This window comes from Rhizobium sp. P2_G2 (genome assembly GCF_056403555.1).
This window is the reverse complement of the sequence record NZ_JBFUFF010000012.1, coordinates 12,158-36,050: the sequence shown is the minus strand read 5'-3', so window position 1 is coordinate 36,050 and position 23,893 is coordinate 12,158. Positions and strand designations below refer to the sequence as shown.

At 60.0% G+C, this 23,893-nt stretch carries 22 protein-coding genes and 1 tRNA gene; 11 read left to right on the top strand and 12 right to left on the bottom strand.

Going from position 1 to position 23,893, the window contains the following annotated elements:
* Window positions 1-133 precede the first annotated feature (133 nt).
* Together AC1D06_RS12095 and AC1D06_RS12090 are read left to right on the top strand one after the other, a co-directional pair.
* Window positions 134-919: a ThuA domain-containing protein gene (locus AC1D06_RS12095; protein ID WP_477986404.1), complete on the top strand. Its 786-nt coding sequence runs from the start codon at window positions 134-136 to the stop codon at window positions 917-919.
* Window positions 920-942: 23 nt separating this feature from the next.
* Window positions 943-1,986: a Gfo/Idh/MocA family protein gene (locus AC1D06_RS12090; protein WP_477986403.1), complete on the top strand. Its 1,044-nt coding sequence runs from the start codon at window positions 943-945 to the stop codon at window positions 1,984-1,986.
* A 91-nt stretch (window positions 1,987-2,077) separates the two neighbouring features.
* On the opposite strand, the gene AC1D06_RS12085 is transcribed toward AC1D06_RS12090, so the two are convergent.
* The gene (locus AC1D06_RS12085) at window positions 2,078-2,350 is read right to left on the bottom strand and encodes a DUF3601 domain-containing protein (RefSeq protein ID WP_477986402.1); all 273 of its coding nucleotides are present in this window, start codon (window positions 2,348-2,350) and stop codon (window positions 2,078-2,080) included.
* Window positions 2,351-2,562: 212 nt separating this feature from the next.
* Here AC1D06_RS12085 and AC1D06_RS12080 point away from each other — a divergent pair.
* A tRNA-Arg gene (locus AC1D06_RS12080) sits at window positions 2,563-2,639 on the top strand.
* Between the two features lie 532 nt (window positions 2,640-3,171).
* Here AC1D06_RS12080 and AC1D06_RS12075 read toward each other — a convergent pair.
* Window positions 3,172-4,230: a hypothetical protein gene (locus tag AC1D06_RS12075; protein ID WP_477986401.1), complete on the bottom strand. Its 1,059-nt coding sequence runs from the start codon at window positions 4,228-4,230 to the stop codon at window positions 3,172-3,174.
* 101 nt (window positions 4,231-4,331) lie between these two features.
* The gene (locus AC1D06_RS12070) at window positions 4,332-4,469 is read right to left on the bottom strand and encodes a hypothetical protein (RefSeq protein ID WP_477986400.1); all 138 of its coding nucleotides are present in this window, start codon (window positions 4,467-4,469) and stop codon (window positions 4,332-4,334) included.
* Between the two features lie 248 nt (window positions 4,470-4,717).
* On the opposite strand from AC1D06_RS12070, the gene tcmP reads away from it, so the two are divergent.
* Window positions 4,718-5,545, top strand: coding sequence for a three-Cys-motif partner protein TcmP (gene tcmP / locus AC1D06_RS12065; RefSeq protein WP_477986399.1), 828 nt, complete (start codon window positions 4,718-4,720; stop codon window positions 5,543-5,545).
* Here the strand turns inward: tcmP and AC1D06_RS12060 are convergent.
* From AC1D06_RS12060 to AC1D06_RS12050, 3 genes are all read right to left on the bottom strand, one after another.
* Entirely contained in the window at window positions 5,542-6,288 is a 747-nt protein-coding gene (locus AC1D06_RS12060) for a DUF5131 family protein (protein WP_477986398.1), read from the bottom strand. The genes tcmP and AC1D06_RS12060 overlap by 4 nt on opposite strands.
* Before the next feature lie 349 nt (window positions 6,289-6,637).
* On the bottom strand, window positions 6,638-6,823 hold the full coding sequence (locus AC1D06_RS12055; protein ID WP_477986397.1) for a hypothetical protein: 186 nt from the start codon (window positions 6,821-6,823) through the stop codon (window positions 6,638-6,640).
* Window positions 6,824-6,844: 21 nt separating this feature from the next.
* On the bottom strand, window positions 6,845-8,497 hold the full coding sequence (locus tag AC1D06_RS12050) for a calcium-binding protein (RefSeq protein ID WP_477986395.1): 1,653 nt from the start codon (window positions 8,495-8,497) through the stop codon (window positions 6,845-6,847).
* Window positions 8,498-8,731: 234 nt separating this feature from the next.
* Here AC1D06_RS12050 and AC1D06_RS12045 point away from each other — a divergent pair, with 234 nt between their 5' ends.
* On the top strand, window positions 8,732-8,866 hold the full coding sequence (locus AC1D06_RS12045; RefSeq protein WP_477986394.1) for a hypothetical protein: 135 nt from the start codon (window positions 8,732-8,734) through the stop codon (window positions 8,864-8,866).
* Between the two features lie 75 nt (window positions 8,867-8,941).
* Here AC1D06_RS12045 and AC1D06_RS12040 read toward each other — a convergent pair whose 3' ends face one another.
* Entirely contained in the window at window positions 8,942-9,982 is a 1,041-nt protein-coding gene (locus AC1D06_RS12040) for a glutamine synthetase beta-grasp domain-containing protein (RefSeq protein WP_477879352.1), read from the bottom strand.
* A 514-nt stretch (window positions 9,983-10,496) separates the two neighbouring features.
* Between AC1D06_RS12040 and AC1D06_RS12035 the strand changes: the two genes are divergently transcribed.
* Both AC1D06_RS12035 and AC1D06_RS12030 read left to right on the top strand, forming a co-directional pair.
* Window positions 10,497-10,685 carry a hypothetical protein gene (locus AC1D06_RS12035; RefSeq protein ID WP_477986392.1) on the top strand — a complete coding sequence of 63 codons (189 nt, stop codon included), beginning with the start codon at window positions 10,497-10,499 and terminating at the stop codon, window positions 10,683-10,685.
* A gap of 229 nt (window positions 10,686-10,914) precedes the next feature.
* A complete protein-coding gene (locus AC1D06_RS12030) occupies window positions 10,915-11,250 on the top strand; it encodes a hypothetical protein (protein ID WP_477879350.1) in 336 nt (111 codons plus the stop codon).
* Window positions 11,251-11,602: 352 nt separating this feature from the next.
* Here the strand turns inward: AC1D06_RS12030 and AC1D06_RS12025 are convergent, their stop codons facing one another.
* Entirely contained in the window at window positions 11,603-12,040 is a 438-nt protein-coding gene (locus AC1D06_RS12025) for a hypothetical protein (protein ID WP_477986391.1), read from the bottom strand.
* Window positions 12,041-12,341: 301 nt separating this feature from the next.
* On the opposite strand from AC1D06_RS12025, the gene AC1D06_RS12020 reads away from it, so the two are divergent.
* Together AC1D06_RS12020 and AC1D06_RS12015 are read left to right on the top strand one after the other, a co-directional pair.
* On the top strand, window positions 12,342-12,653 hold the full coding sequence (locus tag AC1D06_RS12020) for a hypothetical protein (RefSeq protein WP_477986390.1): 312 nt from the start codon (window positions 12,342-12,344) through the stop codon (window positions 12,651-12,653).
* A 70-nt stretch (window positions 12,654-12,723) separates the two neighbouring features.
* Window positions 12,724-14,949 carry a sensor domain-containing phosphodiesterase gene (locus AC1D06_RS12015; RefSeq protein ID WP_477986389.1) on the top strand — a complete coding sequence of 742 codons (2,226 nt, stop codon included), beginning with the start codon at window positions 12,724-12,726 and terminating at the stop codon, window positions 14,947-14,949.
* Between the two features lie 78 nt (window positions 14,950-15,027).
* Here AC1D06_RS12015 and AC1D06_RS12010 read toward each other — a convergent pair whose 3' ends face one another.
* The 4 genes from AC1D06_RS12010 to AC1D06_RS11995 form a co-directional block, all read right to left on the bottom strand.
* The gene (locus AC1D06_RS12010; RefSeq protein ID WP_477986388.1) at window positions 15,028-15,927 is read right to left on the bottom strand and encodes a DMT family transporter; all 900 of its coding nucleotides are present in this window, start codon (window positions 15,925-15,927) and stop codon (window positions 15,028-15,030) included.
* A 112-nt stretch (window positions 15,928-16,039) separates the two neighbouring features.
* On the bottom strand, window positions 16,040-16,669 hold the full coding sequence (locus AC1D06_RS12005; RefSeq protein WP_477986387.1) for an aminotransferase class IV family protein: 630 nt from the start codon (window positions 16,667-16,669) through the stop codon (window positions 16,040-16,042).
* Entirely contained in the window at window positions 16,666-17,823 is a 1,158-nt protein-coding gene (locus AC1D06_RS12000) for an aminodeoxychorismate synthase component I (RefSeq protein WP_477986386.1), read from the bottom strand. Before AC1D06_RS12000 ends, AC1D06_RS12005 begins: the two co-directional genes overlap by 4 nt.
* Before the next feature lie 42 nt (window positions 17,824-17,865).
* The gene (locus tag AC1D06_RS11995; RefSeq protein WP_477986385.1) at window positions 17,866-19,680 is read right to left on the bottom strand and encodes a M3 family oligoendopeptidase; all 1,815 of its coding nucleotides are present in this window, start codon (window positions 19,678-19,680) and stop codon (window positions 17,866-17,868) included.
* Window positions 19,681-20,000: 320 nt separating this feature from the next.
* Between AC1D06_RS11995 and AC1D06_RS11990 the strand changes: the two genes are divergently transcribed.
* Both AC1D06_RS11990 and AC1D06_RS11985 read left to right on the top strand, forming a co-directional pair.
* Window positions 20,001-21,584 carry a sigma-54-dependent transcriptional regulator gene (locus AC1D06_RS11990; RefSeq protein ID WP_477986384.1) on the top strand — a complete coding sequence of 528 codons (1,584 nt, stop codon included), beginning with the start codon at window positions 20,001-20,003 and terminating at the stop codon, window positions 21,582-21,584.
* A gap of 476 nt (window positions 21,585-22,060) precedes the next feature.
* Window positions 22,061-23,872 carry a peptidoglycan L,D-endopeptidase MepK gene (locus AC1D06_RS11985; protein ID WP_477986383.1) on the top strand — a complete coding sequence of 604 codons (1,812 nt, stop codon included), beginning with the start codon at window positions 22,061-22,063 and terminating at the stop codon, window positions 23,870-23,872.
* Window positions 23,873-23,893: the final 21 nt, after the last annotated feature.

The window sequence follows — 23,893 nt, the reverse complement described above, 5'->3', positions numbered from 1 at the left end:
TTAAAATCGACATTGCGGATATCCGCTCTATTTGCCGGCCGGAGGCCTTGCCAGAGCCCTGAGGCTCGGCTAACGTTGTGAAAATTGAAAGCGCTTTCAAATTCGTTTGAAAGCTGGATGATGGAGAAAGTTCATGGCCATTCGCACAGTGGTTTGGGGCGAAAACATTCACGAGCAGACCAACAAGATCGTCGCCGAGATTTACCCGGAAGGCATGCATACGACGATCGCCAAGGCGCTGAATGCCGACGCCGCCATTTCCGCCACCACCGCGACGCTGCAGGAGGCCGAGCATGGCCTGCCGCAATCGCGCCTCGACGAAACCGACGTGCTGCTCTGGTGGGGCCATAAGGACCATGGTGCGGTTGACAACGAAATCGTCGAGCGCGTCGCCAAGCGCGTCTGGGAAGGCATGGGCCTGATCGTGCTGCATTCCGGCCATTTCTCCAAAATCTTCAAGCGGCTGATGGGCACGCCCTGTGCGCTGAAATGGCGCGAGGCCGGCGAGCGCGAACGGCTCTGGGTCGTCAATCCCGGCCATCCGATCGCGCAGGGCCTGGGCGACAATTTCGTCATCGAATATGAGGAAATGTATGGCGAGCACTTTTCCGTGCCGGAACCGCTCGAAACCGTGTTCATCTCCTGGTTCCAGGGCGGCGAAGTGTTCCGCTCCGGCATGACCTGGCGCCGCGGTGCCGGCAATATCTTCTATTTCCGCCCCGGCCATGAGACTTATCCGACCTATCACCAGGCACCGGTGCACACGGTGCTGCAGAACGCCGTCAAATGGGCCTACAACCCCATGCCGACCTACAAGGCCGTGCATGACGCGCCGAACGTGCCGGTCGAAAAGGCGCTGGAGCCGATCACCGAGCGCGGCCCCAGGCTGCATCAGGCGGGCGAAGCGGGTTATCGATAAGCTTACACGAACGGGGGCGGAATATGCGTTTGCTGATTCTCGGCACGGGCGGCATGGCCAATCAACATGCCAATCATTTCAAGCAGATAGAGGGAGTGGAGGTCGTCGCGGCGGTGGATGTCGACCCGGTGCGGGTTGCGGACTTCGCGCTGACGCACGAAATTCCCAAGACGTTCACCTCGCTCGACGAGGCGCTCGCCTGGGATGAGTTCGATGCGGTCGCCAATGTGACGCCCGACCGTGCGCATCATCCGACAACGATGCAGCTCATCAAGGCCGGCAAGCACCAGTTCTGCGAAAAGCCGTTGGCGGAAAATTTCGAGCTTGCCATGGAAATGACCGAGGCGGCCGAAGCGGCTGGGCTGATCAACATGGTCAACCTCACCTATCGCAACGTGGCGCCGCTGCAGAAGGCGCGCGCCATGGTGCGCGCCGGCGATATCGGCTTCGTCAAGCATGTCGAGGCGTCCTACCTGCAGAGCTGGCTGGTGTCGAAATCCTGGGGCGATTGGCGCACTGAGAGCAAATGGCTGTGGCGGCTCTCCACCGCGCATGGCTCCAACGGCGTGCTCGGCGACATCGGCATCCACATTCTCGACTTTGCCTCTTATGGCGCCGGTCTCGAAATCGACCACATTTTCGGCCGGCTCAAGACCTTCGACAAGGCCGAGGGCGGCAAGATGGGCGACTATGTGCTCGACGCCAATGACAGCTTCGTCATGTCGGTGGATTTCTCCAACGGCGCGCTCGGCGTCATCCACGCCACCCGCTGGGCCGCCGGCCACTATAACGACCTGCGGCTGAGGATCTATGGCGACAAGGGCGGCATCGAAGTGCTGCACACGACCGAAGGCTCCTGGTTGAAGGCCTGTGTCGGCGACGATGCTGAGAGCGCCGAATGGGACGAGATCGACGCCGGCGACGTGCCGACCAACTATATGCGCTTCGCCGAAGCGGTGAAGACCGGCGTCAACGACGAACCGAACTTCCGCCACGCCGCCAACCTGCAGCGGGCGCTGGACCTGGCCTTCGTCACCGAGAAGGAGCGCATCGAGCACAAGGTCTGATATCTGCCCGCCGTCAGCGGAAACCGGCTTCGCCAGACATGCGAAAACAGCGGGCGAAAGCGCGGGCGAGCCCCAATGATCGCGGCGCGTCTTACGTCCGCTCGTCGGCCAGGTGATCTTCGAGCGCGTCGATCACCGCCGCCTGGCTCTCGGGCCGCCACTGCAGGCGAATATGGCTCTTCGCACCGTCATTCATCCTGATGAACAGCGACAGGCCGTCCTCGTAGGGAAGAAAGCTCGATGTCAGGAACATCCAGCTTTCGCCCTCGACATGGCTGACGCCGTCATAGTCGACAAAGGCACGCACGACCCGATAGCGCCGGCCCGGCTGCAAATGTTTGAAGGCCTGTGCTGGTTCCTGCATGGGAAGAGCCTGCTTCGATCCGAAGAGTTTTGGAAATTGCATACGTCCGACATAGCACTCTGCCGAGCACTTCGCGAGGTCGACCGCCATGCCGCAGGCACCATTCCGAAATTCCGCCACCCCGCCATGGAAATTCGCCATTGAAGAAGGCCGGAGACTAGGCTAAGAGAGCCCTACCGGCCCCGCGGAATCGCCTCTTGGTTTCGCGCAAAGCACCCGTAGCTCAGCTGGATAGAGTGTTGGATTCCGATTCCAAAGGTCACAGGTTCGAATCCTGTCGGGTGCGCCAATCTTTCAATAACTTTCAGAGAATTTCTCACTGGCTGCACTCTTATAGGAAGCATGGCAGGGGAAGCTCCTTTCCGCAGGAGGCGTGACGATTACAAGAGACATCGCACCGGCTTGATAACGATCCGCCGGTCATCTACCTTCGTCCGGTCTCGCCCAGCGAAAACCTGAAGTCGACTTCGGACAGTTCCCATCGGCAGATAGTGTGCGGGACAGCGAGACATGAAATTGCTCACCGTGGGCAAGTTGCAGACCTCTCCCACGGTCGGCGAATGTGGGAAAATACCACATTGAACTGCGGGGCCCTCAACCTGCTGGCTCTGGTACAGCGGTACAAGCACGGGATATCCCGTGCTTTTGCGGCGCATGTGAGACTATCGTTCGAACGATAATTCCACCAGGTGGAAATCTCGCAGAATTACCCGGGAAAATCTGCGGAAATTGCGGATCGCGTCCGTAGCAGGGACTGGTCAATCGAGCCCTCGCGGAGGGACGAGAATGAGAATCATGCGGCGACGATGCACCGCAGTTTTCTATCGCTCGATGTCGTTCGCTATGCGATAGCTTGCCTTCAACGTATGCTCATTGTGCCAGTAAACCGACGGTAAAGCATGCTCTTCGACGTTGACCATGGCGCGTCGAAACACGTTGTAGGCTGGCTTCGCCTCGGCGCCATGATCACGCAGCATGTAGTACATGTTGTATGGCAGATATTCCCGCGTATCTTTGAGATTGTCCTTGGACTTGATCGGGAAACGAATATTGACGCTCAGGAAGAGGTAGAGGCGCACGAACCACCGCTCCCTGTCCACAATGTTGGCAAAAGACGCTTTGGGCGCGTCGATGGCAGCAATAAGTTCGGAGTAGACGTCGTATCCGCATGCGGCAGAGTAGAGCATGCAAGCTTCGACGATAAGCGAATGCGCGAGTTTGACACTTTCCACGCCGCGACTTTCGCCAAAAGCGTCTCTTATGTCGTAGTATGACTCTCGCTGAATCTTGCGTTCCACAGCATCCGGCAAAGCGGGGGAAATGCCATCGCGGGCATCGATAAGGGGCTTTGCCTCGCCAGAGTGGATTTTGATCAGGCGATAGAGCGCCTCGTCTCTGAGCGCCTCGTCGTTCGCATGGGAGCATTCCTCTATCAGCGCCAGAGACTCTGAGGTATCAATGTCGTTGAGCGCATGCGAACACCGCTGGAAGAAATTCCTGTCGGTGGTGTAGTCGCCTTCCCAACCGACCTTTGGCTTGAGCGCGATAGCCATGCGCAGGAGCGGCACGGTCGATGGGTCGGCCAGAACCTGAAGAGCGTGGATGAACTCCTCATGCACTTGTTGCCTGTGCCAGTCTTCACCGAAAAGACGTTCAACCAGGTCGAGGTAGGATCGCATGTCGACCTGCAAGAATTGCGCGATCCAGCGGACATCACTGATGAGCTCACCGTCGCGGGTGTCGATCGCGTCGCTCAATTGCTGGTAAACGACCGAAACGACGTCGTCCGGCGGAATCGATAACGCCTTGAGCATTTCCTCACGGGAGGCTTTCTTCCGAGCGTAATCCCAAACGGACTTCCGCTGTTCTTCATTCCACATTACTCATTCTCCATCCCCCAATTGCCTCCCTGAGCGCTCCAATCACCTGCCCGCTTTGATCCCCCGATCGCTCTCCGGAGACCAGGGCGGCAGCCCGGCCGCTACGGCACCATGGCCAGGCGCTTGACGTGATCCGGATCCTTCTCTCCGCGGTGGCGAATGCTTGCGGTCTGCGCGCTTATGCTGATCACGGCGCCGGCGGCGTCGACCTGCTTGCCGTGGCAGCCGAGGGAGGTCATCCAGGATTTCAAAAGGGACATATTGGCTAGATAGCATGATTTGAGGAGTTGGGGATAGCCAGGTTGCGGTCGTTGACTATCGTTTGGGTTGTGTCACGTTCGAGGTCAGCGAGCTGATTTCAGCTTCATATTGGCGACGGCCACCTTACTGTCGGCATCAGGCCATGGACAGTGGTCGCCTGCAGTGTGGAATAGAGTGGCCAGGAATATTACTGGTGCTGCTACGAGCATCGGCTTCAGGAGATCGGATGAGCAAAACAATAATGGGAGATGACGGACTTTTGGCCGACGTCGTGAAGCCACAGGTCAAGGAAAAGCATCGCCTGCTGCTCGAATACATCAACATCACTCGATATGCTCGAGCTATGTTTCTGCAGACAGGAAAGGGTATCGGGGGAGCAACTTACGTCGACCTGTTTTGCGCAACCGGCCGTGCAAAAATTCACGGGACAGAAGAATGGATCGACGGCGGAGCTGTCGCTGCGTGGAACCTTAGCAAGGCAGGTGGCGCACCATTCTCAGCAATGTACGTAAACGACATCGACCCTCAAAAAGTTGAGGCGATGGAAACAAGGCTGCACAAGCTTGGCGCTCCCGTCACCTCGTATGTGGGAAGAGCAGAAGAGAGCGCCGAAAGGATCGTCGACCAGCTGAATCCAGCAGGTCTAAACTTCGCATTCGTGGACCCTTATAGCCTAGGAACGCTTGACTTTCGCATCTTTCGATCGCTCGCGAGGCTGAGGCGGATCGACATTTTGGCACATGTCAGCAAGATGGATCTTCAACGCAACTCCGGCAATAGCCTTTCAGAGGAGGAGGCTGGTTTCGATCTTTTTGCGCCAGGTTGGCGAGAAAATGTGAATGTGGACCAAGCATTGGCACCGCTTAGGGCTRATGTTCTCGCATATTGGAGATCACTGATCGCTTCGCTCTCCTTCGCAAATCCAGTCGAATCAGAATTGATCCGGGGCCAGGGGAACCAGCCTCTTTATTGGCTGGCTTTGATCGCAAAACACGATTTGGCGAAGAAAATCTGGAAAGCTGTCACGAAGTCAGGCCAAGGCCAACTGCTCTAGGCGGCGATCGACGGCATCTCATCGTAGGTTCTGCCGTTGAGCTCGCGTCCGGCCGCTTTCTTGTTCTTGCCGCCCCACTGCTTAAAAAAGAATGCCGTCCCGGAGCTACGGCACATTCGCTCAATCTCGTCGACCCATATCCGATCCATGTAGCGCGCGTTCGGACCAGACTCGCCACCCACGATCGCCCAATGGATACCGAGAAGATCGGCGCCTGCCACGGATCCGATCAGCGGCTCGAATGAGGCAAAGCGGATTGCGGCGGGCACGCGGCGGAGTTCGTCGAGGCGATGTAGCACGCGGCCGTCTTCAACGCTGGTCCCGAGCCAGACGTTCGGGAGAACATCGAGGCGCGGTATGATCTCGGCCATGCGGTCCGGCCGCTTCGTGAGAATCTGGAAGGTGTGTTGGGGCGTCGCCGCCATCGTCTTCCAGACGGCGGTAATAAATTCCGCCGGCACATCTGCATGAAAGAGATCTGACATTGAGTTGACGAAGATCATTCGCGGCTTCGACCATTTCAAAGGCACTTCGAGCGATTTCCAGTCGAGTGTGATCTTACCGGTCCACTTTGCTCGTCCGCCAGTTTTGCGTGTCAGCCCAGCATACTTGTTGACGCCCATCGCATCGAGGCGAGCCGCCATTCGCATTGCGTAGCAGTTGGTGCATCCAGCCGTAAGAACAGTGCATCCCGCGACTGGATTCCAAGTCGCGTCAGTCCACTCGATTGAAGTTTCGGCCATCTCGATTCTCCAGCCTCATCTCTAAACCGTAAATGAGCTGCCATTAAGATCGGGTTCACCTAGATACCCAAAAAGCTCCCCAACTTTATGGGGTTGGGGACGCTGGCACTGTTTGGCGATACCCAGCGCCAAAGTAAATGATGACGTTTCCTGTCCATCGGTCGAGCTGGTAAACACCGCCTGCGCGCTCACCGAAAGTCGCCGGCGTCATGCTGTAGCGGCCCATCCATGCCGCAACAACTATAGCCGCTATGGCGAGCAGCATGAATTCCCGTCCCTCGAATTTCATCGCGGTACCTCCCAATCGCTCGATTACAGGAGGTCCGCATGCCAACTGACAAGCCTCCGCTCATGCTACCATCTGGGACGGATCGATCGGCTTACCGATCTCGTCGAGCCAGGTGCGCAGTGTGTCGGGTCGGGCGCCGCGTGCGTCGATTGTGGTCAGGTCGAAGGGCCGCCGACACACCATCGGCTCGCCGTCAGCGTCTTTCCCCGGGCCGGCGTTCGGCGCTGACGGCACTGCAAGCTTCATATCAGCCTGCTCACCACTCCGTCACAGATCAAACGACCCCGCCTTCAGCGTMAAAGCCCCATCCAGGTGGATGATAAAATCCGCCTTGCCGTCGCCATCCACGTCACCATAGACGTAAGTATCACCCTTGATCACGTCGTACCGCAGCTCTCCCGCGTGGTGCCCGAACGCGCCGGTGCCCATAAAGCTGAAATCCTGGTTGCCCTTCTTGGCCGCATTGGCGTCGATGGCTGTGAGGTCCAGCATATCCTTGTCGTTGACGACAAAATCGGTGATCTCGTCGGCCGTCTTCGTCGTGTTGCCAGTATCACCAGCGGCGAAGAGGAAGGTGTCGGCGCCGGTGCCGCCGGTCAGGTGGTCGAGGCCGGCGCCGCCGGAGAGTTTGTCGTCATTGGCGCCGCCGTCGATCGTGTCCTTGCCGCTGCCGGCCTTGATCGTGTCGGCGCCGGTGCCGGCATCTATGTCGAGCTTGCCGTTGACTGCCGTCAGCGTATCGGCGCCCGCGCCGAGCAGGATCTGGCCGTTGACGATCGAGCCGTCGAGTAGCTTGACCTTGTCATTGCCGTCCCCGAGCGAAACGTCGCCGAAAATCGTGCCGGAATTGGTCAGCGTGTCGCCGAAGGTGCCGATGATGGTGATCGCGGCGCCGGTATTGCCTTCGATGAGGCCGGCATTGGTGATCTTGGTGGCGGCTAGCGCATTGCCTTCGGCGCTGTCGTCGATCTGGATGGCGCGGTCCAAGCCGTAGATCACGCCGCCGGCCTTGTTGTTGATGGTGCCGCCGCCGGCGGCAATGCCTTCGGCGTGGTTGTCGCCGCCGTCATGCTGGCCATTGGCGCCCATGCCGCCGATGAAACCGAAATTGTCGATCTGCACGAGGCCGTCGGCATCGACCGCATCGCCGTCGCTGTCGGCATAGGTCTGGGATTCGCCCATGATCGTGCCGTGATTGGTGACGGTCAGCTTGGTCGCGTCGAGATCGCCGGTATTGTTGTCGAAGTTGAGGCCGGAGCCGTTGCGGCCGATGATCGAGGCGCCGGCGTCGTTGATCACGATAGCGCCGACGCTGCCGGTGACGGCGTGATGAGACGCTTCGATCAGCGCGCCGGCATAATTGTGCACGGTGTTGCCGGCGCCGTCGCCGAAATCGACGCCGTCGCCGCCGGAAAAATCGTCGTTCGGCGTGCCGTCGGGATTGATCACGTCGGCCTTGGAAATGATCTTGCCGTGATTTTCGAGGAAGACATTGGCGCCGTCCTTGATGACGTCGTTGCCGGCATCCTGGGTGATGACGCCGGTGGCCTCGTTGATCAGGTGGAAGGTCGAGCCGGCGGTGGAGAATTCGAGTGCGTGGTCGCCGTCCTTGCCGGTCATCAAGCCGGCATTGTCGACCGTCACCGTGGCGCCATTGCTGTCGATATCGTCGAAGCGGACGCGGCCGTCGATGCTGGCGCCGACATGATTGTTGAAGGCGATGACGCCGGTGACGTCCTTGTCGGCGCGGAAAGCGCCTTTGGTGCCGGTGACGATGCCGTCATTGGTGAAAGAGACGTTCGTGGCGCTGCCTTTCCAATCGATCGAATAGTCGTCTGCCGCGGAATTCAGCGTGTCGGCGGCGGCGACCGAGGCAGTGTCGTTTCCGGTGAGATGGATGGTCGTGGTGATGGTCGTCATAGGTCTCTCCCTGTTGGCATCATGACCAGCCCGGAATGGTTGGGCCGAGCCTCTATCCTCCGAGCCCCCGCTGGAGGAATTTTGCGCAACGACGCGCGTGGCAACCGGAGAGGTTGGCGTTCATCGATGCGGAATGAGATGATGGCGTTTTATGCGCAGCTGCGATGACAGTATGATGACTACTTGATTATGATCAAGTCATGCTTTCGGCGAAGGTATTCTCGAAAGATGCTGATGGCGATACTGCTGTCCGTGCGGGGGGCCGATGGCGAATTGCCGCCTGGAGAGATCGACCGTGCCGGAGAGAGGGATGACGCCGGCCGCCCCGACATCGGCGTCGACAATGCCATCCTACCCCTGCTGCCCTGACAGAGGGATCATGACCGACAAAAAAAGGCGCCGGTGGAAGCCACCGGCGCCAAGGTTGGGAGTCACATGATTGGATCAGGCGGCGACCGAAGCCGAGCCTGCGGTCGGGACTTCCGAGATCGTCTTCAGCACCTGGGAAGCGATCTGGTAGGGGTCGCCTTGGGAGTTCGGGCGGCGGTCTTCGAGATAGCCCTTGTAGTCGTTCTTGATGAACGAGTGGGGCACGCGGACGGAGGCGCCGCGGTCGGCCACGCCGTAGGAGAACTTGTTCCACGGGGCGGTTTCATGCTTGCCGGTCAGGCGCTTGTCGTTGTCCGGGCCGTAAACCTCGATGTGGTCCATCAGGTTCTTGTCGAACTGGGCCATCAGGGCTTCGAAATAGGCCTTGCCGCCGATTTCGCGCAGATATTTGGTCGAGAAGTTGCAATGCATGCCCGAGCCGTTCCAGTCGGTGTCGCCGAGCGGCTTGCAGTGGAATTCAATGTCGATGCCGTACTGTTCGCACAGGCGGAGCAGCAGGTAGCGCGCCATCCAGACCTGGTCGGCTGCGGTCTTGGAGCCCTTGCCGAAAACCTGGAATTCCCACTGGCCTTTGGCCACTTCGGCATTGATGCCTTCGTGGTTGATGCCGGCAGCCAGGCAGAGGTCGAGATGCTCTTCGGTCAGCTTGCGGGCGATGTCGCCGACATTCTTGAAGCCGACGCCGGTGTAGTAGGGACCCTGCGGTGCGGGATAGCCGGATTCCGGGAAGCCGAGCGGGCGGCCGTCCTTGTAGAAGAAATATTCCTGTTCGAAGCCGAACCAGGCATCCGCGTCGTCGAGGATGGTGGCGCGCTTGTTGGAGTCGTGCGGGGTGACGCCATCCGGCATCATGACTTCGCACATGACCAGAACGCCGTTGGTGCGGGCCGGATCCGGGAAAACAGCGACCGGCTTGAGCACGCAATCGGACGAACGACCTTCGGCCTGCATCGTCGACGAGCCGTCAAAGCCCCAGAGCGGCAGTTGTTCCAGCGACGGGAAACCGTCGAATTCCTTGATCTGCGTCTTGCCGCGCAGGTTTGGTACAGGCGTGTACCCATCGAGCCAAATATACTCGAGCTTGAACTTCGTCATTACAGACCTCTCATAGGTTACAAGTCACGTGAGATCGGAGACCCCAAACGAACCCGCGCCGGGCATATTTGTGCTGCCTCCGGCTTGGGACCGCAGCATTACATGCATGTCACGTGCCAATTCGGCTGGGTGCGACAAAATTTCAGCAAAGGCGAAGCTTTTCAGCAGATTCGTTCTTGGGAAATCAACCATAAGGAGAAATTTGAAAAATTGCTTTTTGAGGGGCAGAAATTGGATTTGGCAAAAAATCAGCCGTTTTGCGCACGATCGTGTTAAGAGTCGTCACTTTGCGTGAAAAATTGCCGCGAAATCCGACTGAAATGTCAGAATCGAAGCGAAAAATCTCAAAAATTGGCCAAAAATAGGATACAACTTAGTCACGGAGGCGTTTTGCTTAAAAAATAAGCAGACTGAATTTTTTTTGAGCAGTTTATGGCGATATTAGCAACCTTGTGCTATATGTAGGGTTCACGGTCGGAAGAGTCCGAGCCAGATAAAGCAAGAGTTGAACGCCATGAGATTTGAAGCCAGGCATGAAGGCGCAACCGTCATCCCCTTTCCGGATRCATTTCAGCGCAAGGCGAAGCGTTTCGAACAGGAAGTGAAGCGCATCGTCGAAGCGCCTTATGAAACGGTCTCCGATTATGAGGGTGGATGGTACCATACCGACGCCATTGATGCCGACCGGAATACCAAACAATAATGTCGATCGTGCCGAAACGCATTCCTGCGCTGCAGGCCGACATCCAAGTGAGAAACTAGCCCGGCGCCGAGAGGTGGCCGGGCTTTATTTCAGGCCGATGAGCATAAAGCCGGCGATGGCGAGCGGCGAATTCCATCATGTGCCACGCCTTCCGACGATTTTGCAAAAGGCGTTTTCCCCGGTTTGACCAATGGGGCGTCATCGAATAGGCATGTGGGCGTGTTAACGCATGCCAGACGTGCAAATCGAGGACAATGATATGATCGAACCCATGGGGATTCTGCTATACGGTTACGAAGGCGAAGACGAAGTCAGCGTGCTTCTTGGCGAGGATCATGACGATATCGCCTTTCGCTTCATCACCCTCGTGGGTGGCACGTCCGGGCAGACGCTCCGTTTTGAATCGAGCGACGGCTTGACCGTTGGCGAATTCTTCGAGGCGCTCGACGACGAGACGGAAAATCCCACCGAAACCGCGATCATCGATTTCCTGCGCAAGGAACGCGACGCCGCCGTGCTCGTTGCCTTCGACGGCGACCCGCGGACGTTTGATTTCGAGGAGTAAGGTCGCCGGGGTGGGTGTGACTGAAACGTCGTGCCATGCCCCTCATCCATCTGCTTTGTGTCGAGACCGGTGGCTCGACCCCGGTCAGTGCCGAGCGAATGCGAGGCGATGAGGGGCGCCCCAACCGCGAATTTCCCCTCATCCGACCCTTCTGGGTCGAGCCACTCGTCTCGACCCGTCCTTCGGACCCTTCTCCCCGGTGGGGAGAAGAGGGGCAAGTGCCGCCGCCAAACGCAGCGTTTCACTTCTCTCAGATGCTCGTGGCTGTGACGTGGAGAGCGGCCTGCAGGACGTAGGCGTAGCGCGGCACGAAAGATTCCGATGGCTGGACGGGCGTTGATATTCGACGCCGTCAGGTGCCGCCCAAGAGGCTCGTCAACACGTCGATCGGGTTTTCCAGAAGGTCGTCCGATGTGGTCTCGGCGCCAGCAAATGATTGCGTTGCGGCGACCGTATCACTGCTGTTCGGCTGGTTGAAGGTCGAACCGGCGTCGTCCGCCTCTGTCGCTGCCGACCTGTCGTCGCGGCTGTCGTCGCGCGACGTTCCATCATTGCCGGACGTGTTGAAAAAGGCCGACCGATAAGGCAGGCTGAATTCGAAGCGGCTATCCGGCGCTTCCTTGACCTGCCGGGTGACTGGAAGCTTCACCGGATTGCCGGCACGGCCGCCATCGGGGTCGATTTCATCCGTGACATTGGACGAGAAGCCGGTTACGTCGTCGCTGGTCGACTGGCGGGCGCGGTATGCGGGCGTATAGGCATAACGGTTTGCCGATTGAATTACCGTCATGGCGATATCTCCTGGATCGCAATATGCATTTGATACGCTCGCAGGCTTGCGTCGCGCTTGCGGATTGGTGCAGTGCGAAATGTGAGCACGTGCTCATGGATGCCGCGTGGCCATGCGATCTTCAGGCCTGGGGCCAGAAGCCAACTTCCTTATGACGCTCGCAGAATATGCAGGTTTCTGCCAGACGTGGTGGAACATTTAGACGAACAGCACGTTATCCGTGTGGTATTGCAAGACTGTTCCGATCTCGATTTCAGGAGCGGCAATGTTTGTTTTATTCTATGTCTGGGCTGTCGGAACCATGGCCCTGTTCACCTTGGCATTCATCTTTTCCTACGACGTCGACGTGGGCTATCGTCAGACATTGTCGGTTGCCGCGCTCTCCATTGCCTGGCCAGCTGTCGTGGCAGCAATCTTACTGTTGCTGATACTCATCCTGCTCTTGCAATTGCGGGATGGCACGATGCGCCTCGTCGCCTCGCGGAAATGCGGGTCAATGCCGCGGCAGGGGCGGCAAAAGACGGAGGAGGCGGTGCATCGCGGCGCGCTCGCGGGAAACATGCAGGCAGGCACGTGGCGTCGCTGGGCGGACATCCTGCGTGCACACCGGTAAAAGTGTTGCAACCGCTGTAAGCAGAAATTAGCGAACAACGGCTATTGTGTGCCACAAAGGGGCGCTCCGGATGCTGTTGACCGAAGAATGTCATGAAATCGAGCGACTGAAGGTTCTCGCTGACCTTCGCATCATGCATACGCCGGTTTCGCCGGCCTTCGACGCGATTGTCGAGGCCGCCGCGGGGATTTTCGACTGCCCGATCGGGCTGGTCTCGCTGGTGGCGCAGGATAACCAGTGGTTCAAGGCCAAATGCGGCATCGCGCTTGAAGGCACGGATCGCTCGGTGGCCTTCTGCGATCACACAATCCGCAGCCGCAGCGAGTTGATCGTCGCCGACGCGCGCAAGGATCCGCGTTTCGCCAACAATCCCTTCGTGCTGGGTGAGCCGCATATCCGCTTCTATGCCGGTATTCCGCTTTCCGTCGACGGCGAATATTTTGTCGGATCGCTCTGCGTCATCGGCACGATGCCGAGGATGGTCTCGAATGTCGAACTCAGCCAGCTCAGGCGCCTGGCGCGCGCCGTCGAAGGGCTGTTGCTCGCCCATCGCGCCAATGTCCGCACCAGTGAAGCGCTGGAGGAGGCTGAAAAGCAGCGACAGCAGGCCGAGGCCAGGGAAAGACTGCTCGCCCATGTCGAAAGCATGGCGGCGATCGGGGCCTGGCGGGTGGATCTCGCCGCTGGCACGGTCTCCTGGTCCGATGAGGTGCGCCGCATTCACGAGCTCGACGAGGAGGTCATCCCGCTTGAACTCGGCTTCGGCTTCTATGCGCCGCATGATCGCGACAGGGTCCGCGACACGGTTTCCAAGGCAATCGAAGCCGGTGGGCGATTTCATTTCGATGCCGACCTGATCACCGCGACGGGGCGTGAGCGGCGCGTGCGTGTGTCGGGCGATGTCGAGTATCTGGATGGCGCGCCGACCCATATGATCGGCATTTTTCAGGACATTACCGACGCTTATCACGCCGAGCAGCGGCTCTGGCGCAGCGCCAATATCGATGCGCTTTGCGACATGCCCAACCGCATCTGGTTCCAGACCATGCTGGCGGAGAAGCTCGGCTCCGAGGCGCCGTCCGATGCGACGCTGTCGCTGCTGCTGCTCGACCTCGACGGATTCAAGGAGATCAACGACACCCTTGGTCATCCTGCGGGCGATGCCGTGCTGCGTGCCGTCGCCCGGCGCCTGCAGGGGCTGGCGGGAGACATGGCGGCGATTGCGAGGCTTGGCGGCGACGAATTCGCGCTGCTTTTCGATGCGCGCCTTGGCGATGACGAGCTGAGGCGGCTGTCGGAGGAAATCCTGCAGGATTTGCGCAAGCCGCTGCAGTTCGAACGGCGGTCGATCTATTTCTCCGCCTCGATCGGCATTGCGCATTACCCGCAGGACGCAGCGACGCCGGATGATTTCATGCGCGCCGCCGACATGGCCCTCTACAAGGTCAAGCGCGGCGGTCGCGGCAGCGTCGGCCGCTTCAGCCCGGAAATCGCCACCATTTTCGACACCCGCCGCGTGGCGATCGAAAAAGTGCGGCGCGCCGGCGCGGAAAGCTGCATCGTTCCCTTCTACCAGCCGAAGGTGCGGCTGCCGGATCGCTCGGTCTATGGTTTCGAGGCGCTGGCGCGCATCCGCAATGCGGACGGCACGATCAGCACCCCCGCCGACTTCTGGTCGGCCTTTGCCGATGCAACGAGTTCACGGCTGATCACCCAGCATATCATGGCGGGGGTCACGGAGGACATGGCGCGCTGGCTCGACCAGGGCCTCGATCCGGGCGTCGTCAGCTTCAATGTCGGCGAACACAGTTTCCATATCCAGGATTTCGCCGCCCAGCTCATCCGCGCTCTGGACCAGAAGCGCATTCCGCGGTCGCTGATCGAGATCGAAGTGACGGAGACCGTGTTCTGGGGCGACGATCCCAGGCTTGTCGGACGCACGCTCGAGCAATTGCACGGCGAAGGCATCCGCATTTCGCTCGACGATTTCGGCACCGGCTATGCGTCGCTCACCCATCTCAAGGATTTTCCGATCGACTGCCTGAAGATCGACCAGACCTTCATTGCCGGCCTCGGCGCCCGGCCGCAGGACATGACCATCGTCAACGCCATCGTCGATCTCGGCCACAATCTCGGCATGGACGTGGTGGCGGAAGGCATCGAAACAGAGGCGCAGTGCGAATTTTTGCGCCTGGCGCGCTGCAATGGCGGCCAGGGCTATCTGTTCGGCAGGGCGATGCCGGCCAGCGATGCGGTCAACCTGCTGGGCCCCGCCAATGTCGCCCGGCGCGCTTAAGAGCATGTCGCCTGAAAGCGGGAACCGGTTTCAGGATAACGACATGCGCAAAACAAAGGTTTAGAGCGTGCTCTGACGTCAACTTTTCTGCAGGGCGGCTTCGATCTTGCCGCGCCGTGTGACGAATTCCCGCCAGATGGTGAACAGGCCGGCGCCAACGATGATCGCGGAGCCGATGACGATGTTGAGCTTGAGCGGCTCGTGAAACACCACGATGCCGAGCGATGAGGCCAGCACGAGCTGGAAATAGCCGAGCGGCTGCACGACCACCGCGTCGAGATAGTCGAAGGATTTGATCAGGCAGAAATGGCTGGCGATGCCGGTGAAGCAGATGACGGCGAGCCAACCCCAATCGGTCGGCGCCAACGGCGTCCAGAAGAATGGGCCGATCAGGGTCAGCACGATGACGCCGCCGACGCCGGTGTAGAAGAAGCTGGTGGTCGCCGGATCGTCGCGGCKCGCGAGCCGCGTGGCGATCGAATAGACCGCACTCATGACTGCACCGATCAACGGCACGACAAGGCTGGTGTCGAAGCCGCTGGGATCCGGCTTGAGGATGACGAGAACGCCGCATAGTCCGACGCCGATGGCCGTCCAGCGCCGCCAGCCGACATGCTCGCCCAGCACCGGGACGGAGAGCATGGCGACGAAAAGCGGGGTCGCGGAAAACAGCACCTGCGAATGGATGAGTCCGGCGACACGGAAGGCCGTCAGCGCCAGTGCCACCTGGCTGCCGAGCAGCATGCCGCGGAAGATCTGCAGGAATGGCCGCCTGGTGGCGGCACCCTGGCGCAAGCCGCCGCGCGACCTAGCGGTGAACAGGATGACGAAGATGGCGAACACCCAATAGCGGATCATGCTGATGAAAATCGGCGGATAGTGATCCGACAAATGCTTGGAGATCGCGTCCTGCACGGAGAATATCGTGAAAGCGAGGAGTGCGAAGAGGTAACCGGTCTTCTGGGCGTGCGACGTCATTGGCTTTGCTGGCAACGCAGACGTCGCCGTTTCTGGGAGGAGGCAAGCAGGGATGAACCAGCTTTGCCGCGCTATCGGTATGCAAACAAGGCCGGTTTGCACATAATCGGTTCTATTTTAGAAGTTTTGCGCGAATGAGGCCGCGCAGGGAGTTTCCGACGTAAAGCGGCATGCTTTCCAGGTCGGCGACTGAGAGCCGCGCGACACGCGCCCGTCTGGCGCAGATCAGCGACGTGCGCAGGACGCCGGCTAGGCAGCCGGAGGAGAGGGCAGGGGTCAACAGCACCTTGTCCTCCGCCTCGACGAAGACATTGGTGATCGTGCCTTCGCAGATCTCGTCTTTTTCGTTGAGCAGCAGCACCTCGTCGGCCTCGACCTTGTCGAATTCAGCGCGGGCTGCATCGTAGATCGAACGCTGGGACGTCTTGTGGCGCTGCAGCGGCATGCCGGATGCCAGTCGCGCTTTCGCCGCCAGGCGCACCGTCCAGACGGTATCGTCAGCCTGCAGCGTGAACGGCACTGCGGCGATGTCGAAGCGTCCATCTATAAAGAGTTCGAGGCGCAGCCGGCTTGTCTGGGTGAGTTCGGAGGTCTTGGCCTCGATCGCACTCCACGCCGCTTCATGGCCGGTGAAGCCCAGCTTGTGGGCGGAATTGCGCAGCCGGGCGTGATGCAATCTGGCGCGCGCAATGCCGGTCGAAGGCTCCCAGCGCATGGTTTCGATCAGCGAAAAGCCGCTCACCGGGCGATCTCCATGTCGCCGACGGCAAACCGCGCTTTCAGCAGGCATTCGGCATATTCGTCATCGGCGCGGGAATCGAAGACGATGCCGCCGCCGACATTGAAGATGGCTTCGCCAGTCTCGAACAGCGAGATGGTACGGATGGCGACATTGAAGCACATGCGCCCGTCGGGGGCGATATAGCCGATCGAGCCGCAATAGGCGTCGCGCGGCCCCGTCTCGAGATCGTGCAGGATTTCCATCGCCCGCATTTTTGGCGCCCCAGTCACCGAGCCGCAGGGGAAGAGGGCGGCGAAGATGTCGCGGACCGTGAGGTTGGGCAGCAGTTTTGCCCGCACATGCGACACCATCTGATGGACGGTGGGATAGGTCTCGACGTCGAAGAGCCTGGGTACGTCGAGCGTGCCGACCTCGGTGATGCGCGAAACGTCGTTGCGCAGGAGGTCGACGATCATCCGGTTCTCTGCCTGGCTCTTCTCGTCGGCCTGCATCGCGGCGATGATCGCCTCGTCCTCGGCCGGAGAATTCCCGCGCGGCGCGGTGCCCTTCATCGGATGCGTCTCGATCCAGCCATCGCCGTCGACCTCGAAGAACAGTTCCGGCGAGCGCGACAGCACCACCGGACCGCCGAGATTGACCAGTGCGCCATAGTGCACCGGCTGGCGTTCGATCAACGACCAGAAGGCGGCAACAGGATCGCCGCTCCAGCGCGCGCGGATCGGCATGGTGAGGTTTGCCTGGTAGCAGTCACCCTGCCGGAGATGCCAGTGCAGCCGGTCGAACCGCTGTTTATAATTGTCGAAATCCCATCCGGCGCGGGGTTGGCTGAGAAAGGGTTCGTTCTCGGTTCTCTGGCGCGGCTCGGCCAGGGCATGATCGGCGCGCGGCGCATCGAAAATGCCGAAGGCCATCAGCGGCGTTTCGCGTCCCGTCGCGGCGCGCGGCGCAAGCTTGGGTTCGAACAGGTAGCCGCCCTCATAGGCCATGAAGCCGGCAATCCATTTGCCGGCGCGGCGGGCCGCTTCCAGTAGATCGAGGCCGGCGAAGAACTCTGCCGGGGTGTGGGCGATGACCAGGCTTTCGGGCTCGACGAAGACCAGCGTCCGATCGCTGCGATCGTCCTTCAGGAGCACGAAAGGTTTTTCGATATGCATACGCCTTGTCCTGCCGGGTTAGCGTGCGGTCAGCAGCGCGCTTTAACCGGCTTTATCAAGCGCCTCCAATTCGTCTATCAGGCCCTCGATCATCGACAGGCCCTTGTCCCAGAACGACGGGTCTGTGGCATCGAGGCCGAACGGCTTCAGCAGTTCGGCATAATGCTGGGTGCCGCCGGCCTTGAGCAGTTCGAAATATTTCTGCTGAAAGCCTTCCGCCGCGTTCTGGTAGACCGCGTAGAGCGAATTCACCAGGCAGTCGCCGAACGCATAGGCATAGACATAGAAGGGCGAATGAATGAAGTGGGGGATATAGGCCCACCAGTTCTCGTAGCCTTCGGAAATGCGGATTGCCGGCCCAAGGCTTTCAGCCTGAACCGACAGCCAGAGTTCGCCGATCTGCTCCGAGGTCATTTCGCCGCTCTTGCGGGCGGTATGCAGCTTGCGCTCGAACTGGTAGAAGGCGATCTGGCGCACGACCGTGTTGATCATGTCCTCGACCTTCTGGGCGAGCATCGCCTTGCGCTCGGCCTTGTCCCTGGTCTGCGCCAAGAGCGCGCGGAAGGTCAGCATTTCGCCGAATACCGATGCGGTTTCGGCCAGCGTCAGCGGCGTGGCGCACATCAAGGCACCCTGTTCGCCGGCCAGCACCTGGTGGACGCCGTGGCCGAGCTCGTGGGCCAGCGTCATCACATCGCGCGGCTTGCCGAGATAGTTGACCAGCACATAGGGATGGGCCGACGGCACGGTCGGGTGGGCGAAGGCGCCGGGCGCCTTGCCGGGGCGAGCCGGCGCGTCGATCCAGTTCTTGTCGAAGAACTGCCGGGTGATATCGGCCATTTCGGGGTAGAAATCGCCATAGGCCGACAGCACCGTTTCCTTTGCTTCCGTCCAGGAGACGACATGCGCGGGTGTTTCCGGCAAGGGCGCGTTGCGATCCCAATAGTCGAGCTGCTCCATGCCGAGCCAGCGCGCCTTCATCGCATAATAGCGATGTGACAGCCGCGGATAGGCAGCGCGAACGGCGGCGACAAGCGCTTCCACCACTTCGCCTTCGACGCGGTTGGACAGATGCCGGCTGTCGGCAATGTCCTTGAAGCCGCGCCAGCGGTCGGAAATGTCCTTGTCCTTGGCCAGCRTATTGGTGATCAGCGTGAAAATGCGGATATTGCTCTTGAAGACGTTGCTGATTGCCTCGGCGGCCGCCTTTCGGGCCTCCTTCGATGGTTCCTGCAATTTGTCGAGCGCGATTTCGAGTGGCACGTCCACGCCGTCGAGCGGCAGGCGCAGGCCGGCAATCGTCTCATTGAACAGCCGGTTCCAGGCGCCGGCGCCGGTCTGCGACTTTTCCAGGAACAGCTGTTCGAGCTTGTCGTCGAGCTGATAGGGCTTTTCCTTGCGCAGATCCTCGATCCAGGGACGGTAATGGTCGGCGAGCTTGTCCCAGGTCATCATCGCCTGCAGCACGTCGTCATCGATGCGGTTGAGTTCGAGGCTGAAAAACAGCAGATGCGTGGCGATCTCGGTGATCGCGTCGCTGATGTCGGAGAAGAACTTGCCCTTGGCAGGGTCGGTCATGTCTCCATAATAAGTGAGGCCGGCATAGGCGCCGATGCGGCCGAGAATATCTTCGAGAGCTTCGAATTCGCGGATCGCCTGGCCGATGCCACCCTTGCTGCTCTCGACAGAGACGTCGCTGAGCTTGCCCTTCCATTTTTCCTCGAAAACGAGCGCCTGAGCGCGCGCCTTTTCAAGGTCGCCGGTGAATTCGGCGCTGTCGGGAGCAGGATAGAGATCGCCGAGATTCCACACCGGCAGGTCGCCCAGCGCATATGCTGCGCCGCTCTCGCTGGCCATTGCATTTGTAATTTCAGCACGGCTCGAAAAACGGAAGGGGGGGCGGTCGTTAACCAAGGCAGCTCTCCTTACAAATCAGCGAGAAGCTGTCTTAGAGCGTGCGGCCGGGATTGGAAAGCATTCTATTGGCGCAAACGGCATGGGAGGCCCGGCCTGCCGGTGTGCCGCAAGCAAAGCGGCCGGCGGTCGGATCTTTCCGGCGATTCTTCTCAACAAACTGCAAATTCAGCTTTCGTTAAAATGCGAACATTTCTCAAAACGGGATTTTCAAGCCTGCCTGTCATTTTGCGAGCATAGACCCATAAAACAGGGGGTAATCTGTGAACACGCACATTCTTGTCATCGATGACGATCCGGTACAGCGGCGGCTGCTCAAGCACGCCGTCGAACGGATCGGGCATGTCCCCCATCTTGCCGAAAACGGCAAGCAGGGGCTGGAATCGCTTCAGCGCCATGGCGACAAGATCGGGGTGATCATTCTCGACCTGATGATGCCGGAGATGAACGGCATCGCCTTCCTCAACGCCATGCGCGAACAGGGCATCGAAATCCCTGTTATCGTGCAGACTGGACAGGGCGGCATCGAAACGGTCGTCATGGCCATGCGCGCCGGCGCCTTCGATTTCGTCGTCAAGCCGGTCAGCCCCGAACGCATCGGCTCGGCGATCGGCAATGCGCTCAAAGTCGACCGCAGCAGCGGCGCCCGGGCGCCGGCCAAAGTGCGCAGCGGCACGATCCGCTTCAACGACATCGTCGCCGTCAGTCCGGCGATGAGCCGGGTGATGGAGCTTGCCCGCCGCGCGGCGCAATCTGAAATCCCCGTCGTGCTCGAAGGCGAATCCGGCGTCGGCAAGGAAATGGTTGCCCGCGCCATCCAGTCCGGCAGCGACCGCGCTCACAAGCCGTTCATCACGGTCAATTGCGGCGCCATCCCCAACAACCTGGTCGAAAGCATTCTTTTCGGCCATGAGAAGGGCGCCTTTACCGGCGCCACGGAGAAGCATGCCGGCAAGTTCGTCGAGGCCGATGGCGGCACACTGTTCCTCGACGAGATCGGCGAGCTGCCGCTTGATGTCCAGGTCAAGCTGTTGCGCGCCATCCAGCACGGCGAGATCGAGACGATCGGCGCCCGCCGGCCGCTCAAGGTCGATGTCCGGTTGATCTCGGCCACCAACAAGGACCTGATTGCCGCCGTCAAGCGAGGCGAGTTCCGCGAGGACCTCTATTATCGCCTGAATGTCTTCCCGATCACCATTCCGGCTTTGCGCCGGCGCAAGGAAGACATCCCGGTTCTGGCGCGGGCTTTCGTCGAGCGCTTTGCCGCGAGCCAGAAACTGGAACGGGTTCCGGAACTGACGCCGCCGGCCATGGCGCTGCTGACCGCCTTCGACTGGCCGGGCAATATCCGCCAGCTCGAAAACACCATCTTCCGCGCCGTGGTGCTGGCGCGCGGCGATCAACTGACGGTGGAGGATTTCACCCAGATCGCGGCGCAGATTCCTGGCTACATCACCGAGAACGGCGAAAGCATCTTCTCGGGCAACCGCGAAGTGATGCCGGTGCCGAGCCTTTCGGCGGCGGAAATGCCGGCGGCCTATCCGGAATTCGGCAGCAGCCACACGGAAGCCCGGATACATGCCCGGCATGATACCGCACCGGTTGCCGGACCGCATGTCGCCGACGGCATGATTGCGGGTCTGGGCAAGGATGGCGGCGTTCGCACGATCGCCGCGGTCGAGGAAGACCTCATCCGCTTCGCGCTCCGATACTATCGCGGACAGATGAGCGAGGTCGCCCGCCGGCTCGGAATCGGCCGCTCGACGCTCTACCGCAAGCTGAAGGATTACGGAATCGATCCCGACGATCCGCTGAAGCAACCGAGCCTCGAAGAGGCGGAATTCTGAGTCGGAAGATGCGGAATCGCATCGAATTGCCTGCTTTTCGTTAAAAAAAGATTCACGCCCGGTAACAAAATTTGCCGGGCGTGATTTCTTTTAGCGTTTCGAGATGAAAGCGCTCTACTGCTGAAAAATACGGTTTTTGCGGGCTTTTTTGACCTATGTCACAGACCGGCGATTCAGTTTCGTACAAGAAAACCCCGTCATCATCCGCCTAAGCGCCTTGCTGATTCGGAAAAAAACGCTGGAAAAGAGCGTTAAAATCGGCATAAAGCGTGACTTGGTAAAAAACCTGGTTGGCGTTTAAACCTTGTTAGTGCATCGTTCACTATAAATGGGGATATGACGTTAACGAACGCATTTGCCATCGTCTAAACGTATTTGCCCGCCATAGGGCGACGTGGGACGGTGACCAGTGGACGGGGATCGAGTTGTATCAAAACGCAGAGACCAAAGGCCGGGTTTCACGGATGGTGGGGGGCTTGACCGCATGGACGCGGAAGGTCGTTAACCATCTGGCGATTGCCGTGCCGGCGCTCGCGATCGCGGTCGGGTTGCTTACCACCTCGGCGCAGGCCGGCCAGACCCGGGCGCTGAAGATTTACCACCTGCACACTCATGAGAAGGCGATCATCGTCTTCAAGCGCAACGGCCGCTATGATCCGGCCGGGCTCAAAAAGCTCAATTACATCCTGCGCGACTGGCGCCGCGACGAGCCGACCCGTATGGATCCCAGGCTCTTCGACCTGATCTGGGAAGTCTACCAGAAGTCCGGTTCGCACGAATATATCAACGTCGTCTGCGGCTATCGTGCCCCGGAAACCAATGCGATGCTGCGCTCGCGCACCCGCGGCGTGGCCGAGAAAAGCCAGCACATGCTCGGCAAGGCGATGGACTTCTACCTGCCCGACGTCAGGCTTTCCAAGCTGCGCGAGATCGGCATGAAATTCCAGGTCGGCGGCGTCGGCTTCTACCCGACCTCCGGCTCGCCCTTCGTGCACATGGATGTCGGCAATGTCCGCGCCTGGCCGCGCATGCCGCGCCGCGAACTGGCCCGCTTGTTTCCCGACGGCAGGACGCTGCATAAGCCGCTCGAAGGCGGCGTAATGCCCGGCTATGCCGCCGCTCTCGCCGATTATCATCGCCGTGTCGACTCGGATTCGATCCGCGTCGCCGGCAACCCGTCCAGTAATTCCGACAACGATACCGGCGGTACGCATCATAAGAGCCTGCTCGCTGCGCTGTTCTCCAGTCGTGATGAGAGCGAAGACGATGTGGCCGATGCCGATAACGATATCGATTCGACGCCGGCCAAGGTTGATCGCAGCCATAAGAACGATCAGATCCTGACGGCTCAAGACGACAGCAAGACGGACAAGCAGGACAGCAAGGACACCGAGACGGCGTTCAATGCGCCGGTGCCGAAGAGCCGTCCGGCCTATACGGATGACGACCAGCCGACGACGCTGGAGACGGCGCTGCTCGGCCAGAAGAAGAACCCGGCCGAAGAGGCAATGCAGGCCGCGCTGACGCCGCAGCCCGCCGACCAGGCGAATGCTGACGACAATGCCGACCAACCCGAATTCGCCGATCTGAAGTCCTATCATGTCCCGGTCCCGCAGCTGCTCGGCGAGCGCAAACGGCCTGGCGATGCAGACGATACGGTGATGACCGCTTCGCTCGATCCCAAGGATACGGCCGCCATGGCTGCCGTGCCGGTGCCGGATGTGCGGCCTGAGGATGACACGGCGGTCAAGGATACCGACCAGACGGTGACTGCGACAACGACGGCCAAGGCTGACGAGGTCAAGGTTCCAGCAGGCGATATCAAGCCGGCGGAGATCGCGGCGCTGGCGGCGCAGACCTCCGACGCCGCCAAGGCTGATGCCACGACCGACGAGGACGAGGCCGACGCGATCACCGATACGCTCGACAATGTCGACAAGAACGACCAGAAGAGCAACATGGCCGAGATGGCGTCGATCGACGTGCCGAACGACACGAAGTCCGTGACCCGCTCCTTCGTCCTGCCGGCCAATGCCGCCGACCAGATGTCGGACCAGTCTGCCGACACGCCGAAGACCAAACCGAACCGCAAGCTGACGGCCGAGCAGATCGTCAAGCATGCGCGGCTGTCGAAGAACATGATCGCCCAATGGGCACTGGCCAAGGGCCGTCTGGAACTGGTGCAGAAGCCGATCAAGACGCAGCGCGTCGCCACCCGGATCATGCCCAGCCAGCAGCCTGAGCAGACGCAAGGCAACACGGTTCAGATCGATCCGGGCCGGTTCTGATCGTAGTTGAGCTGAATATGT

Coding starts and splice junctions, on each gene's coding strand:
- AC1D06_RS12025 (WP_477986391.1), bottom strand. CDS start 12,040: ATGACGGTAATTCAATCGGCAAACCGTTATGCCTATACGCCCGCATAC.
- AC1D06_RS12040 (WP_477879352.1), bottom strand. CDS start 9,982: ATGACGAAGTTCAAGCTCGAGTATATTTGGCTCGATGGGTACACGCCT.
- AC1D06_RS12045 (WP_477986394.1), top strand. CDS start 8,732: ATGGCGATACTGCTGTCCGTGCGGGGGGCCGATGGCGAATTGCCGCCT.
- AC1D06_RS12075 (WP_477986401.1), bottom strand. CDS start 4,230: ATGTGGAATGAAGAACAGCGGAAGTCCGTTTGGGATTACGCTCGGAAG.
- AC1D06_RS12085 (WP_477986402.1), bottom strand. CDS start 2,350: ATGCAGGAACCAGCACAGGCCTTCAAACATTTGCAGCCGGGCCGGCGC.
- AC1D06_RS12020 (WP_477986390.1), top strand. CDS start 12,342: ATGGCCCTGTTCACCTTGGCATTCATCTTTTCCTACGACGTCGACGTG.
- AC1D06_RS12095 (WP_477986404.1), top strand. CDS start 134: ATGGCCATTCGCACAGTGGTTTGGGGCGAAAACATTCACGAGCAGACC.
- AC1D06_RS12030 (WP_477879350.1), top strand. CDS start 10,915: ATGCCAGACGTGCAAATCGAGGACAATGATATGATCGAACCCATGGGG.
- AC1D06_RS12060 (WP_477986398.1), bottom strand. CDS start 6,288: ATGGCCGAAACTTCAATCGAGTGGACTGACGCGACTTGGAATCCAGTC.
- AC1D06_RS12090 (WP_477986403.1), top strand. CDS start 943: ATGCGTTTGCTGATTCTCGGCACGGGCGGCATGGCCAATCAACATGCC.
- AC1D06_RS12015 (WP_477986389.1), top strand. CDS start 12,724: ATGCTGTTGACCGAAGAATGTCATGAAATCGAGCGACTGAAGGTTCTC.
- AC1D06_RS12070 (WP_477986400.1), bottom strand. CDS start 4,469: ATGACCTCCCTCGGCTGCCACGGCAAGCAGGTCGACGCCGCCGGCGCC.
- AC1D06_RS12000 (WP_477986386.1), bottom strand. CDS start 17,823: ATGCATATCGAAAAACCTTTCGTGCTCCTGAAGGACGATCGCAGCGAT.
- AC1D06_RS12055 (WP_477986397.1), bottom strand. CDS start 6,823: ATGAAGCTTGCAGTGCCGTCAGCGCCGAACGCCGGCCCGGGGAAAGAC.